Source organism: Candidatus Corynebacterium faecigallinarum (assembly GCF_052264515.1).
GTDB lineage: Bacteria > Actinomycetota > Actinomycetes > Mycobacteriales > Mycobacteriaceae > Corynebacterium > Corynebacterium faecigallinarum.
Genome location: NZ_JBQQOC010000038.1, coordinates 1 through 14,133, shown reverse-complemented (window position 1 = coordinate 14,133; position 14,133 = coordinate 1). Strand labels below are relative to the sequence as shown.

The 14,133-nt window shown below is 65.6% G+C and carries 10 protein-coding genes, 1 pseudogene and 1 riboswitch; of the genes and pseudogenes, 8 read left to right on the top strand and 3 right to left on the bottom strand.

All coding sequences use genetic code 11. From position 1 onward, the window contains the following. Positions 1-707: 707 nt before the first annotated feature. From ACTXPP_RS13265 to ACTXPP_RS13245, 5 genes are all read left to right on the top strand, one after another. Positions 708-4,142, top strand: coding sequence for a bifunctional proline dehydrogenase/L-glutamate gamma-semialdehyde dehydrogenase (locus ACTXPP_RS13265; RefSeq protein ID WP_443342556.1), 3,435 nt, complete (start codon positions 708-710; stop codon positions 4,140-4,142). A 71-nt stretch (positions 4,143-4,213) separates the two neighbouring features. Continuing rightward, complete coding sequence (locus tag ACTXPP_RS13260) at positions 4,214-4,918, top strand: response regulator transcription factor (RefSeq protein WP_443342555.1); 705 nt, start codon at positions 4,214-4,216, stop codon at positions 4,916-4,918. 142 nt (positions 4,919-5,060) lie between these two features. Beyond that, the gene (locus tag ACTXPP_RS13255) at positions 5,061-5,360 is read left to right on the top strand and encodes a GlsB/YeaQ/YmgE family stress response membrane protein (RefSeq protein WP_443342553.1); all 300 of its coding nucleotides are present in this window, start codon (positions 5,061-5,063) and stop codon (positions 5,358-5,360) included. Positions 5,361-5,363: 3 nt separating this feature from the next. After that, complete coding sequence (locus ACTXPP_RS13250; protein WP_443342551.1) at positions 5,364-5,513, top strand: hypothetical protein; 150 nt, start codon at positions 5,364-5,366, stop codon at positions 5,511-5,513. Beyond that, the gene (locus tag ACTXPP_RS13245; RefSeq protein WP_443342550.1) at positions 5,510-6,745 is read left to right on the top strand and encodes a YkvI family membrane protein; all 1,236 of its coding nucleotides are present in this window, start codon (positions 5,510-5,512) and stop codon (positions 6,743-6,745) included. The genes ACTXPP_RS13250 and ACTXPP_RS13245 overlap by 4 nt, the downstream gene beginning before the upstream one ends. A 27-nt stretch (positions 6,746-6,772) precedes the next feature. Here ACTXPP_RS13245 and ACTXPP_RS13240 read toward each other — a convergent pair whose 3' ends face one another. From ACTXPP_RS13240 to ACTXPP_RS13230, 3 genes are all read right to left on the bottom strand, one after another. Beyond that, positions 6,773-8,179: an NAD-dependent succinate-semialdehyde dehydrogenase gene (locus ACTXPP_RS13240; protein WP_301497470.1), complete on the bottom strand. Its 1,407-nt coding sequence runs from the start codon at positions 8,177-8,179 to the stop codon at positions 6,773-6,775. 90 nt (positions 8,180-8,269) lie between these two features. Further along, the gene (locus ACTXPP_RS13235; protein WP_441583655.1) at positions 8,270-9,418 is read right to left on the bottom strand and encodes a ferrochelatase; all 1,149 of its coding nucleotides are present in this window, start codon (positions 9,416-9,418) and stop codon (positions 8,270-8,272) included. A gap of 114 nt (positions 9,419-9,532) precedes the next feature. Beyond that, positions 9,533-10,888 (bottom strand): TIGR01777 family oxidoreductase, encoded by a 1,356-nt coding sequence (locus tag ACTXPP_RS13230; protein WP_443342548.1) that lies wholly within the window; start codon positions 10,886-10,888, stop codon positions 9,533-9,535. 153 nt (positions 10,889-11,041) lie between these two features. Here ACTXPP_RS13230 and ACTXPP_RS13225 point away from each other — a divergent pair, with 153 nt between their 5' ends. The 3 genes and pseudogenes from ACTXPP_RS13225 to thiC all read left to right on the top strand — a co-directional run bounded on the left by ACTXPP_RS13225 (position 11,042) and on the right by thiC (position 14,027). Beyond that, a complete protein-coding gene (locus ACTXPP_RS13225; RefSeq protein WP_443342547.1) occupies positions 11,042-11,575 on the top strand; it encodes a MarR family winged helix-turn-helix transcriptional regulator in 534 nt (177 codons plus the stop codon). Positions 11,576-11,599: 24 nt separating this feature from the next. Beyond that, positions 11,600-11,962, top strand: a pseudogene (locus ACTXPP_RS13220) (transposase); the annotation flags it as partial. 143 nt (positions 11,963-12,105) lie between these two features. After that, positions 12,106-12,214, top strand: a riboswitch (TPP riboswitch). After that, positions 12,213-14,027, top strand: coding sequence for a phosphomethylpyrimidine synthase ThiC (gene thiC, locus ACTXPP_RS13215; RefSeq protein ID WP_441610071.1), 1,815 nt, complete (start codon positions 12,213-12,215; stop codon positions 14,025-14,027). Its footprint overlaps the riboswitch before it by 2 nt. Positions 14,028-14,133 lie beyond the last annotated feature (106 nt).

The window sequence follows — 14,133 nt, the reverse complement described above, 5'->3', positions numbered from 1 at the left end:
ATGATTCACTCCGGGCAGCTGCAGGACCGGATCAATGCACTCTGAATCACGAAGAGCTCCGTAACCCTGGCGCACCACACGGAAATGGCTCGATGCCCGGCCGACCGACATCGGGAGATTCCGCCGCTGGCGACGGACAGTGTTCGACGGCGATCTGGACGCAGGTCTGATCTCCCGGGAGGATGAGAACATGAACACCCTGGCCAATGAGCTGAAGTAGCCGGCGTGTCTGGGGTTGGTGCACGGATACGGATCCACTGTCGGTGCCTCGGCCATACCCGTCAACAGCCAGTGCCAGCAGCACTTTGTCACCGTGACCTCAGTCACGTCACAGCATCATCTGGGTGAAGTCCGTAAACTCGGCACCCGGGTTACCTCAGCTGCAGCGTTCACGCCCACCGCCCCCGCGACGTTGTCGGAACTGAAGGCATGTTGAACGACCATGAACGGCCCATGAAAGACTCAGCACCGAATGGGGCGCCGAGAGCAGGAGGTACGAGAGTATCATCGGCACCGACCGCGAAAACAACCGCGACTCCGCGAGCCCTGCGGGCAACACCGCGGACAACACCGCCGACAACACCACAGGCGATAATGCAGCCGGCACAGCCACCGGCGCAGCGGACACCACGTCCCCGTCGGCGCCCACGACCGGCAGTGATGCCGCCACCACCCGCCCGGACAACGCCAACGACGTCGAGTCCGTCGTGGAACGCGCACTGCACCGCGCCGACGACTGGCTGAAGATCGAGGAAACCAGCCGCTCCACCCGCCAACTCGCCGACATGGTCCATGAACCCAGCGGCGTGGAGTTCACCTTCAGTTTCGTCGACCGTGTCGCCCGCCCCGAGGACAACCGCGTCGCTGCCGAGGAGTTCGCCAAGATCGCCCACCCGGTCAAGCGCAAGGCCCCCGTCCCCGGCTTCCTCGGCATCGTCGACCGACTTCTGGTCACCGCCGGATCCATCGCCGCCCCACTGCTTCCGCAGGTGGTCATGCCGATCGCCCGTGCGTACCTCCGCACCGTCGTCGGCCACCTCGTCCTCGATGCCGAAAGCGGCACCATGGACACCATGCTGGAATCGGCGAAGGACGACGGCTTCCAGCTCAACATCAACCTGCTCGGCGAAGCCGTCCTGGGTGAGGAGGAGGCGGTACGCCGCCGTGACGACCTCATCGAGCTGCTGCGCAATCCCAAGGTCGACTACATCAGCGTCAAGGCGTCCGCCGTGGTCTCCCAGCTCAACCACTGGGACCTCGACGGTCCCGAAGGGTCGGTCGAACGGCTCAAGGACCGGCTGCGGCCGCTGTATCGCGAGGCTCTGAAACGCTCCCCGCACCCGTTCATCAACATGGACATGGAGGAGTACAAGGACCTCGACCTCACGCTCCGGATCTTCACCGAGCTGCTCGGTGAGGAAGAGTTCCTCGAGCTCGAGGGAGGCATCGTCCTGCAGGCCTACCTGCCGGACTCCTTCGACGCCCTGCACCACCTCGCCGACTTCGCTCGTCGACGCCGCGAAAAGGGCGGCGCGAAGATCAAGGTCCGCCTGGTCAAGGGCGCGAACCTGTCGATGGAGCGCGTCGACTCCGAGATACACGACTGGCCCCAGGCCCCGTACCTCACCAAGGCCGAGGTCGACGCCAACTTCCTCCGCCTGCTGGACTGGGCTCTGGTTCCCGAGATCGCCGAGAACCTGCGCATCGGCGTGGCGACTCACAATGTCTTCCACATGGCCCTGGCCCACGAACTGTCCGTGGAACGCGGGGTGGAGGATCAGATCGACGCCGAGATGCTGCAGGGCATGGCCCCGGCGCAGGCCGCCGCGGTGCGCGACGTCGTCGGCGGGCTGATCCTCTACACACCGGTCGTCAAGAAGGAGAACTTCGACGTCGCCGTCAGCTACCTCGTGCGGCGTCTCGAGGAGAACGGTGCAAAACAGAACTTCCTCTACGCGATGTTCACCCCCGAGGACGACGAGGACACCGGCATCACCCCGATGGAGGGCCAGCGCAAACGCTTCCTCGCCGCCGTCCGCGACCGGTGGTCCACCGTCGCCGGGCCTCGACGTATCCAGGACCGTGCCCTGGAGTCGGAGGAGAAGATGGGCACCAGGTCCGCCGGCGTGCCCGGCAACTTCGTCAATGAGCCCGACAGTGACCCGGACATCCCGGCGAACCGCGAGTGGGCCAAGCGCATCGTCGACCCGTCCTCCGATCCCGGCCCCACGGTCAGCGAGCTGGTCACCGACCCGGCCACCGTCGACGCGTCCGTCGACCGTGCTCTGGGTGCCCATGAATCCTGGTCTGCGAAGACCGGCGCCGAACGCGCCGACGTCCTGGATCGCGTCGCCGACGCCCTCGCCGACAACCGGCACCGCCTGATCGCCGCGGCCGTCCACGAAGCCGGCAAGACCATCGCCGAAACCGACCCCGAAGTCTCTGAGGCCATCGACTTCTGCCGCTACTATGCAGAATCGGCGCGAGCTCTCGACCACCAGCGCGGGTCACGCTTCACCCCGTACCGCACCGTTGCGGTGATCCCCCCGTGGAACTTCCCCGTCGCTATCCCGGTCGGCGGTTGCATGGCGGCACTGGCCGCAGGTGCGTGTGTGATCATCAAACCCGCCCCTCAGACCCTCCGGATTGCCGAGGTCTTCGTGGACATATTCCGCGAAGCAGGGGTCACCGAGGACATGCTCCAGCTGGTCAACGCCGACGAGGGCGATGCCGGTAAGCGCCTGGTCTCCCATCCCGACATCGACTCGGTGATCCTCACCGGAGGGTCCGAGACCGCGAAGCTGTTCCGCTCCTGGGATCCGACGATGGTGATCAATGCCGAGACCTCCGGCAAGAACGCCATCATCGTCACCCCGGCCGCCGACCCGGATCTCGCGGTCTCCGATATCGTCGGATCCGCCTACGGTCACGCCGGACAGAAGTGTTCGGCCGCCTCGCTGATCATCACCGTCGGTTCGATGGGCACGTCAAAGCGATTCATCGGACAGCTCGTCGACGCCGTGAAGTCCCTGCGCGTCGGACACGGAAGCGATCTCGCCACCGACATGAACGGCATCATCGAACCTGCCGGGGACAAGCTGATGCGTGGGTTGACCAGGCTGGAACGTGGCGAGAAATGGCTGGTGGAGCCCACACCGCTCAACGGCTCCCCTGAGGAGGCCACCCGGTGGAGCCCCGGGCTGCGCGACAACGTGCAACCCGGTTCCTGGTTCCACACCCACGAGTGCTTCGGTCCGGTCGCCGGCATCATGCACGCCGAGTCCCTTGAGCAGGCCATCGAGTGGCAGAACTCCACCGGCTACGGGCTGACCGCCGGGCTGCACACCATCGACCGGGATGAGACCACCTTCTGGCGTGACCGCGTCGAGGCCGGCAACATCTACGTGGAGCGCGGGATCACCGGCGCGATCGTCCAGCGCCAGTCCTTCGGCGGCTGGAAGGGATCCTCGATCGGCAACGGGGCGAAGGCCGGCGGCCCGAACTATGTCGCCCAGCAGGGTGTGTGGAGCGAAGGTGACGCCGATGAGCTGCAGAGCGGCAGCGTGTCCACCGCGATCACCCAGATGCTGCGCGAGTTCCACGGACTGGCGCACCCCGTGCTGACCGCCGACGACCACCGATGGTTGCGGCGGGCCGCCGAATCCGACGCCAACGCCTGGGCCACGGAGTTCGGTATGGAGCACGACCGGACCGCGCTGGTCGTGGAGTCGAACGTGTTCCGCTACCGCCCGCTGCTTGAGCCGTTGCGGGTGCGCATCGGTGAGAACGCGAACCTGCGCGACCTTCTGCGCCTGTATCTCGGCGCGTCGGTCACCGGCACCGAACTCGACGTGTCCGCCACGCACGCGGTAGCCTCCACGATGGGGGAGTTGGGCAACCGGGTGCGGCCGGTCTCCGACCTGGACTTCGCCGAGGAGATCGAGGTGCAGTCCAGCGTGCGGGTGCGCACCCTCGGTGACGTCGACCCGGAGCTCTACGTCGGCGCTGCCCGCTCCGGCTCGGTGATCCTTGACCGTCCCGTCCTCCCGGACGGGCGCCGTGAGCTTCTGCCCATGCTCCTTGAGCAGGCAGTCACGACCACCGAGCACCGCTTCGGCTACATCCACGGGACGACGCCCTGATGTCCGGCTGACGTCCGGAACAGGAGGCGGCGGCCTGTGGTCGGTTCCTGGAGGTGCGTATAATCACCAGGATGTCAGTCATACCGTCCACGCCGCTGCGCGTCCGGCTGCGCAATGATTTCGAGGTCGTTGTCGCAGGACTCGAATCCATGCTCGCCCCTTATGGCGACCGGATTCGCGTTGTCTCGACCAAGGTGGGGCAGACCGGTGGCGAAACCGTCGATGTGACGCTCTACGACACTTTCGGGCTGTCGCAGACCGACAGCGAGGAGGTCGACAAGGTGGTCAACGACCCGACCTCGGGCAGGGTCGTGGTCTACACCTGGAACATGGGGGAAGAGTTGGTCGCCGCCTCGATGCAGAAGGGGTGCCGCGGCTATCTCGACAAGTCGATGGGTGCCCGGGAGTTGGTGGAGTGCCTGGAGGCGATCGGACGGGGCGCTGTCCTGGTGTCCGGCAGGGACGGTCTGCCGCTGGACCCCCGCGATACCTCCAGGGCCGTCGCCGGTTCGTGGCCGGGTCAGGACGCCGGCCTCACCGCCAGGGAGGCAGAGGTGGTCACATTGATCACACGGGGTTTCACCAATGAGGACATTGCCCGGAGAACGCACATCTCGATCAACACGCTCAAGTCGTACATCCGGTCCGCGTACCAGAAGATGGGCGTGGAGCGCCGTTCGCAGGCGGTTCGGTGGGGGATGGAGAACGGGGCAGGTACCGGACGGACGGAATTGCAACCGGCGACGGTGGAACGGTCACGGATCGGCACGGAGTAAGACCCGTCGGGGAGCGCCCCGCCGGGACGTACCACCCGCAGGGGTGTGGTGGGGCCGGTCGTGCAGTCGTAGAGTCTGATGTGATCAATACAATAGCGCTGACCCGTACCTATTCCCGACGACTCTGGAGAACAGAAGAACCATGGAACCAGACGCCCTCATTCTCGCCGCCGACTCAGCACCCACGCTCAGCTTCATCGGCTGGATCGTGATCGGTGGTCTCGCCGGTTGGATCGGTTCGAAGATCATGAAACGTGACGGTCAGATGGGCCTGTTGCTCAACATTGTCGTCGGTGTGATCGGTGGATTCCTGGGTGGTTGGCTTCTCACCCTTGTCGGCGTGGACGTCGCCGGCGGTGGATGGATCTTCAGCTTCCTGACCTGCCTGCTCGGCGCGGTCGTGCTGCTGTGGATCGTCGGCCTACTGACGAAGCGCAGGTAGCCGGTGGGCCAGTCCCCCGCCGGGGCCCGGGACCTGGCCGCGGCGGCCCTGTCGTTGCCCTCGGCGGCCAGCCCGGAACCGTCGGACATGCCCCGGACGCACATCGCACCGGGGCCGGGTCATGTCCAGGACCAGGAGGACTCCGTGCCATGAAGGAGCAGATCAAGATCTCGATGGCCTTCCTCGGCCTTCTGGTCGGCGCCGGGTTCGCCACCGGTCTCGAGGTGGTCCAGTACTTCGTGTCCTTCGGCGTCAACGGTCTGTGGGGCGCGCTGCTGGCCGGTGTGGTGATGATGGTCGTCGGTGCGGTCATCCTGCATCTCGGCAGCTACTTCCTCGCCGACGACCACAACAGTGTCTTCCGAGGCATCTCCCGCCCCGTCGTCTCACGGTCGTTGGACGTGATCGTCACCCTGACACTGTTCTGCATCGGTTTCGTGATGCTCGCCGGTGCCGGATCCAATCTGGAGCAGCAGTTCGGGCTGCCGACCTGGATCGGTGCGTTGATCATGACGCTGCTGGTCATGGGCACAGGTTTGTTCGACGTGGACAAGGTCAGCGGCATCATCGGTGCGTTGACACCGTTGCTGATCGTCGCGGTGGTCATCGGGTTCGTCTACACCCTGTTCAACCTGCCGGAGGACCTCGGCGCCCTCGGCGACCTGGCGTCCGGGCAGGATTCCGTGGTGAGCCCCTGGTGGCTGTCCGCCCTGAACTACAACGGGCTGGCCCTGCTGCTGGGGGTGTCGATGTCCCTGGTGATCGGCGGCAACCACGCCAACATGCGCGACGCTGCCCGCGGAGGTGTGGCCGGTGGTGTGGTCTACACCGTGCTGCTGGTGCTGGCGGTCTTCACCCTGCTGATGAACATCGAGGTCGTCGCCGACGACGACGTGCCGATGCTCACCCTGTTCGACTCCATGCACCCGGTGATGGCCTACATCATGGTGTTCGTGATCTTCGCGATGATCTACAACACCGCGATCGGTATGTTCTACGCGCTCGGCACCCGTGTGACCTCGTCTAGGCCGGGCTGGTACGTGCCGGTGTTCCTCGGTCTGTGCGCAGCCGGGTACGGGGTGAGCTTCGTCGGCTTCGACACCCTGATGACCTATGTCTACCCGGTGCTGGGGTACCTGGGTCTGGCGATGGTGGTGCTTTTGGTTGGTTGGTGGATCTTGTCCCGTACGCGTCTCAGTGAGGAGTCCGAGACCCGCGACACAGTTCGTGATCTTGCTGAGAAGCGGGAGGACGGTGACGGCGATCTGAACGCCGAGGAGGAGGCTGCTTTGGACCGTGCCCTGGACGAGTCGGATGCGGACAACGACAAGCTCGAGGAACAGGTCGTCCAGGAAGCCACCGAACGCGACGGCGACCCACAGTAACGACGCCGGTCCGGAAGCGGATCCGGTCTAGAAGGCGGGGGACAGTCCGGCGTCGGACTGGTCACTGATCCGGAAGAGGTGGTCGTTGCAGAACTCACCGACCCCCCACTCAGCGAGCTCACGACCGTAACCGGAGCGTCCGACCCCACCGAAAGGCAGCGCGGCACCGGTCACCGAGGCCTCGTTGACGAAGGTCATACCGTCGTTGAGCTGGGCGGCGACCCGCCGGGCGGCCTCCACATCCGCACCCCACACCGAGCCGGACAGGCCGTAGTCGGAGTTGTTGGCGATCTCCACAGCCTCGTCGGTGTCCTTGGCGGAGTAGACGATGGCCACCGGGCCGAAAACCTCGTTGCAGCCGACGTCGGCGCTCGGGTCGACATCGGTGAGCAGCGCGGGCTGCATGAACGCACCCGGACGGTCCACGGCACCACCGCCGACACGGACGGTGGCCTCGCCGGCGTCGGCGGCGTCCTTGAGTCGCTGGACGATCTCGTCGCGGGCGTCGATCGACGACAACGGTCCGACGTCGGCGTCCGGGTCGTCCCACGCGCCGACGGTCAGCTCGCCGATGCGCTTCTCCAACCCGGAGACGACGTCGTCGTAGAAGTCCTCCAGGACGATCAGCCGCTTCGGCGCATTGCAGGCCTGACCGGTGTTGTACATGCGGATCTTCACGTACTGGTCGAGGACCCAGTCGAGGTTCTCGTTATCGATGATGATGAAGGGGTCGTTGCCGCCGAGCTCGAGCAGGGATTTCTTGTAGTTCTCGCCGGCGGTCTTCGCGACCGCGGCACCGGCGCCCTCGGAACCGGTCAGTGACACCCCGGCGATGCGGGGGTCTGCCACGAAGGCGTCCATCTGGGAGCCGGAGGCGTAGATGTTCTGGAAGACCCCCTGCGGCAGGCCGGCCTCGACGAGGATGTCCTGGCATGCCTGGGAGGACAGCGGGCAGATGGAGGCGTGCTTGAGCACGAGACTGTTTCCCAGCAGCAGGTTCGGGGCGGCCCAGCGGGCGACCTGGTAGTAGGGGAAGTTCCAGGGCATGATGCCCAGCAGCGGCCCGATCGGGTCCTTGCGCACGAACGTCCGCGTGGCGCCCTGCGCGGCGAGTTCCTTGTCGGCGAGCAGCTCATGGGCGTGCTCGGCATACCAGCGGTAGATGTCGGCGACGATGCCGATCTCGGCCTTCGCCCAGGACGTCAGCTTGCCCATCTCGCGGCCGATGTAGGACGCCAGCTCGTCGGCGCGTTCGGTGTAGAGGTCCGCGGCGCGGTTGAGCACGGCGGCGCGTTCCTCGATGGTGGTCTGCCGCCAGTTGTCGTACGCCGTGCTGGCGGTGTCCAGGATGGCGTCGCGGTCGTCGTCATTGATGCGGTTGAATGTCTCTTCGGTGTTTCCGGTGGACGGGTTTGCCAATGCGAAATTGCCCATACACCCCATTGTAACCGTGGTCCGAATCTCTCGCCACCATTTCCTTTTCCATATGCGTGGACACAGGAAATGGATTTACGGGTCAAATGTTCACGATCCACAACAGTGGAGGGCGCACAGTGAGCCATTGACCGTGTTACCGAAATTCGGCATTTCTCCGATACCGACGCCGGCCCCGACGCCACTGCCGTCCGCAGCGTTTTCAGCGTTCTCAGCGTCCGCAGCGTCCCTCATGAGGTCGACGACCATGTCGGCGAATCCTGCGGTCGACCCGGGCGTCGCCGCCCGGACAAGCTCGACACCGAGCGACCGCGCGGTGTCCCGGGCCTCCGTGTCGAGGTCCCAGAGGACCTCGACGTGGTCCGACACGAAGCCGACCGGGCAGAGGACCACGGGACGCGCGTTGCCGGACGCGGCCCTCGCCTCCAGGTGGTCACAGATGTCGGGATCGAGCCACGGGATCGAGGGCGGGCCGGACCGGGACTGCCACACCACGGTGGGCTCCGTGGTGGCCCCCGCCCCGGCAACGGCGTCAGCACCGAAGGAGCTGGCCTGGAGGATCAACCGCGCACTGTCGCGGACCTGCCTCGAGTAGAGCTGACCACCGACCCCGGGCGGACCTGCCTCGGCATCCGCACTGAGCGGTACGGAGTGGGCGGTGAAGATGAGTTCGGCGCCGTCGCGGTCAGCCGCAGTGGGAAGGGTGGCCCGTGCGGCATCCACCGCGTCGGCGAACTCGGTGATGAAGCGTGGATGGTCGTGGAACTGGCCCAGACGCGTCATCCGGGGCGGGACACTCCCCCGCTCGGTGACAGCTCGTCGGGCCCGTGCGATGTCCTCGTGGTACTGCCGGCACCCGGAGTACCCGCCCCAGGCGGACGTCGCGAACACAGCGGTGTTGCGGACCCCGTCCCGGGCCATGGCCTCGGCGGTGTCCTCGATGAACGGGTGCCAGTTCCGGTTGCCGAAGTACACCGGGATGTCCAGTCCCCGGCGTTCGAGTGCGCTGCGGATGGTGGTGATCATCTCGCGGTTCAGGTCGTTCAACGGGCTACGCCCGCCCAGGGCGAAGTAGTGTTCGCCGACCACCTCGAGCCTTTCCCTAGGGATACCGCGACCCCGGGTGACGTTCTCGAGGAAGGGGACGACGTCCTCCGATTTCTCCGGCCCGCCGAAGGACAGGAGCAGCAGCGAATCAAAGGACAGTTGTGTGTCGGTGCTCAAAGTGCGCAAGAACATCACGCTTTCATGGTGGATATACGCCCACTCAGGGACGCGGCTTGATAAGAGTCAGACTCGCGTCGATACTACATTAGCTAACCTCGTTAGCGATAATATTAGCGATTTACCTCGTCAGTTCAATGCCAGCTCGTGACGCAGCGCCTCCCGGACCGCGGTGAACCTGAAGCGGTGGTCGGCACGACCGAGCTTGTCGCAGAGAACATGCTGGTCCGCCAGGGCCAGCTCCTCGGCCCCTTCCCGACCGAGGAGCACCTGTGGTCCCAGGGTCGGCACCGGGAGAGCGAGCGGGACCCGCAGTGTCTGCAGGTCCGCGAGGACGGCGGCGAAGTCCGCCTGGGTGATCTCCTCCGGGGCCACCGCATTCACCGGCCCCGACATATCAGGGTCGACGACGGCGCGGTGGTAGATGTCCACCAGATCATCCACCGCCACCCAGGGGAAGTGCTGCTCCCCACTACCGAGCGGGCCGCCTCCGATGCGGGACGAGGCTCCCAGGAGTGTCAGCAGTGGTGAGCCTCCGGTCAGCACCAGACCGGTGCGGATGTTCGCTACCCGGAGACCGGCGTCGCGGGCCGGCTGACAGTCCTCCTCCCAGTCGGAGACGACCTCGGCGAGGAAGCCGGCGCCCGGTGCGGACTCTTCGGTGACTGCTTCCGGGCGGTCCGCCCCGTAGTAGCCGACGGCAGAGGCACAGATGAACGTCGTGAGACCGGGGGTCTCGGCGGCAAGCTCGGCGAGCCTGCGCGTCGGACCGACGCGGGACTCACACACAGCGTCACGGTGACTGTCGGTGAAACGTCCGGCGATGGGCGCACCGGCCAGGTGCACCACGGCGTCCACCCCGTCGAGGAGATCGGACGCCGGCGACTCCGGATCCCAGACCCGGCCACCCGGCCTCTCACTCCGCGACAGGGGAATCACGGTGTGCCCCGCGGTCTGCAGCATCGCCACCAGCTGGGTTCCGACGGTTCCACTGGGCCCGGTGACGGCGACGGTCAGCGGCGTACCGTCCCACTGCCGCATCTCCTCCAGTCGACGAAGGTCGGCGGTGAGCTGACGGTCACGGTAACTCGTGATCCTCGACAGCAGTGCATCCGGCGCATTGGTGGTGATGGTGTCGGTGACCGTGCAGGACAACTCGCCGTTCGGAGCGATCTCGTGCTGGTGGCGCCAGGTGACGAGGGTGTTCAGGGCCGTCCGCGGCGTGGACTCCAGGACGTCCGTGAACCTGCGTCCGTCCTCGAACTCCCCGGCCTGGTGCCGGGCACGCCAGGCGACGCCGCCCGGGAGCCGGAAGGTGGTGGTGCCGTCGCGGAGACTGTCCGCTTCACCGGTGACCGTCATCCTGGCGATACCGGGCGTCAGCCTGACCACGGCACCCGGGCGGGTGTGCCAGTCCCAGGCGGTGTCGGCGGAGACCGGGAGGTAGGTGTGGTGGAAGAATGGCTGCGGTCGCAGGAATGACATTCTTCCGATGCTACGAAAATTTCAGTCCGCGTGAATTTAAAACGGTTAATTCCGGACCGGTACTGTCACCGAAATAATGGCCCGATAGCCATATGTTCGCACCGTCATTCTTCCGGTGCAGTGCCGCGTCTAGTACACTGTTCACGCTGGACGGTGCCCCTACGTGACGAGATGACGATGCAGACCGACTACTGGTACGACGGGCGCGACCCCAACGTGGAGCTTCTCGAGGCCCTGCGTCGGTTCCGGGGCGCCGACCATGACATGCGTCAACGGATGTGCGGTCGGATGCGACTCAACTCCACCGACCTGGAGGCCATCCGGCTGATCTCCGCGGCCGAGCGCGCTGGGGCCGTCTTCACTGCTCGTGACCTGTCTTCGGCCCTGCAGATCTCGACGGCGGCGACCGCGAAGCTGCTCAACCGGCTCACCGGTTCCGGCCATGTCGTGCGCACCGGCCACCCCAGTGACCGGCGGTCGGTGACGTTGACGGTGACGGACCTCTCCCGGGACGAGATGTCCGATGCGCTAGGCCCGATGCACGACAGGATGATGCAGGTGGCCCGGCAGGTGTCTCCGTCCGCCCGGCGCGAGATCATCGACTTCCTGGACGCGATGGTCGATGTCTTCACCGAGGAGACCGAGGAGAGCGCAGACACGGACGAGCCGGAAAGTCATTTCCCGTAGACTAGCTAACCCGGTGAGCTATACGAAGCGTTGGTGATGACGAAGAACCAGCGTGGCAGTCTCGCCGGTGCGGTCTTTCACTCGGACCACGGCAGTGTCTACACGTCCGGGGCATTTCAGGACACCTGTCGCCGCCTGGGGCTGCGCCAGTCGATGGGCGCGATCGGTACCAGCGCGGACAACGCGCTGGCCGAGTCGTTCAATGCCGCACTCAAGCGCGAGGTCCTCCAGGACGCGAAGACCTTCACCAACCAGCTGGTGTGCCGTCGGGACGTGTTCCGGTGGTGTATCCGCTACAACACCGTCCGTCGGCATTCGTGGTGCGGGTATCTCACACCACAGGCGTTTGAGTCGCAGTCGTCCGGTAAGCTCCGACTCGTATCTTGACTACATCCCCGTGTCCACCATCAGGGGTTCGGGCCCCAGGGCCCCTACATGTTGTGCCACACCGATCCCGCCCCGCCGGCAGCTACGCACTCTGAATCACGAAGAGCCGGTTTTGATGTGTCCTCACTGCCGTGGTAGGCATGAGGCGTCCACACGGGTGCCCCACGAGGGGCTGAGACCGGACTGTGATCGTCCGGGACCGTCGAACCTGATCCGGTTGATACCGACGTAGGAAGTGAGGAGCGTAGCTGTGTCTACCCCGTCTGCCCCGTCCACCCCTGTCCAGCAGCACCCCGCGCACCGTTGCGGATGGATCGAAGACCACGGCATCCGGGTCCCGGTCACCGAGATCCACCAGGAGAACTCCCCGGACGGCGGCCCCAACCCGCCACTGCAGGTCTACCGGACCGCCGGGCCGGGCAGCGTCCCGGAAGAAGGCCTGGCCCCCTGGCGTGAAGAATGGATCCGGGCACGTGGAGACACCCGTATCGGGCGTTTCCGTGAACGACAGTTGATCGACGACGGCCGGGCCGCCGTCCGCCGTGGCGCACCGTCCCAGCAGTGGCAGGGACGACGTCCTGAACCCCGTCATGCTGAACCGGGCCGCACGGTGACGCAGATGCACTACGCGCGTCGGGGTGTCGTCACCCCGGAAATGCGGTTCGTGGCCCTGCGGGAGAACTGCGACGTGGAACTGGTGCGCAGCGAAGTCGCCGCCGGTCGCGCGATCATCCCGCTGAACATCAACCACCCGGAATCCGAGCCGATGATCATCGGTCGGGAGTTCCTGGTGAAGATCAACGCCAACATCGGAAACTCGGCGGTGACCAGCTCGATCAGTGAGGAGGTGTCGAAGCTGGAATGGGCCGCCACCTGGGGCGCCGACACACTGATGGACCTGTCCACCGGCAACGACATCCACACCACCCGGGAATGGATCATCCGCAATTCGCCCATCCCCATCGGCACCGTCCCGATCTACCAGGCACTGGAGAAGGTCGACGGCAACGCAGAGGCACTGACCTGGGATATCTACCGCGACACGGTGATCGAACAGTGCGAGCAGGGCGTGGACTACATGACCGTGCACGCCGGGGTCCTGCTGCGCTACATCCCGCTGACCGCCGACCGGGTCACCGGAATGGTGTCGCGCGGGGGATCGATCATGGCGGGCTGGTGCCTGGCGCACCACGAGGAGAACTTCCTCTACACACACTTCGACGAGCTCTGTGAGATCTTCGCCGCCTACGACGTCGCCTTCTCACTCGGCGACGGTCTGCGCCCCGGATCGATCGCGGACGCGAATGACGCCGCACAGTTCGCCGAACTCGACACCCTCGCCGAACTGACCCACAGGGCGTGGGAGTACGACGTGCAGGTCATGGTGGAGGGTCCCGGTCACATCCCGCTCCACCAGATCCGCGAGAACGTCGAACGTCAGCAGGAGCTGTGCGACGGGGCGCCGTTCTACACGCTCGGACCGCTGGTCACCGACATTGCGCCGGGATACGACCACATCACCTCGGCCATCGGGGCGGCCGAGATCGCCCGCCACGGTACCGCCATGCTCTGTTACGTCACCCCCAAGGAACACCTCGGCCTGCCGAACCGGGACGACGTGAAGACCGGTGTCATCACCTACAAGATCGCCGCACACGCCGCCGACGTGGCCAAGGGGCATCCAGGAGCCACAGCACGCGACGACGCCCTGTCCAAGGCCCGGTTCGAGTTCCGGTGGCGTGACCAGTTCGCCCTCGGGTTGGACCCGGTCACCGCGCAGGACTTCCACGACGAGACACTTCCCGCTGAACCGGCGAAGACGGCGCACTTCTGTTCGATGTGCGGGCCGAAGTTCTGTTCGATGCGTATCTCACAGGACATCCGGGACACCTACGGCAGTGCCGAGGCGCAGGCGGTGATTGCCGGGATGCAGCGCAAGAGCGAGGAATTCCTCGCCACCGGTGCGCAGGTGTACCTCCCGCACCCCACAGTGGGAGAGCACCTGACCGATCTTACTCGAAGTGAGACGTTTCTCAGCCATTCTGAGACTACTGAACAGCGGTAACGTCAGATATGCGGTGAACAGCCGCGCCGCTCCTTCTCACCTATTGTGAGACTTCCGTAATCTTCAGACGGAGGAGTGTGTCCAATTCTGCGCAGGTGGCCTTCCT

Excerpts from the sequence above, each read along its gene's own strand:
- ACTXPP_RS13260 (WP_443342555.1), top strand. The coding sequence starts at position 4,214 with ATGTCAGTCATACCGTCCACGCCGCTGCGCGTCCGGCTGCGCAATGAT.
- ACTXPP_RS13255 (WP_443342553.1), top strand. The coding sequence starts at position 5,061 with ATGGAACCAGACGCCCTCATTCTCGCCGCCGACTCAGCACCCACGCTC.
- ACTXPP_RS13245 (WP_443342550.1), top strand. The coding sequence starts at position 5,510 with ATGAAGGAGCAGATCAAGATCTCGATGGCCTTCCTCGGCCTTCTGGTC.
- ACTXPP_RS13240 (WP_301497470.1), bottom strand. The coding sequence starts at position 8,179 with ATGGGCAATTTCGCATTGGCAAACCCGTCCACCGGAAACACCGAAGAG.
- ACTXPP_RS13235 (WP_441583655.1), bottom strand. The coding sequence starts at position 9,418 with ATGTTCTTGCGCACTTTGAGCACCGACACACAACTGTCCTTTGATTCG.
- ACTXPP_RS13230 (WP_443342548.1), bottom strand. The coding sequence starts at position 10,888 with ATGTCATTCCTGCGACCGCAGCCATTCTTCCACCACACCTACCTCCCG.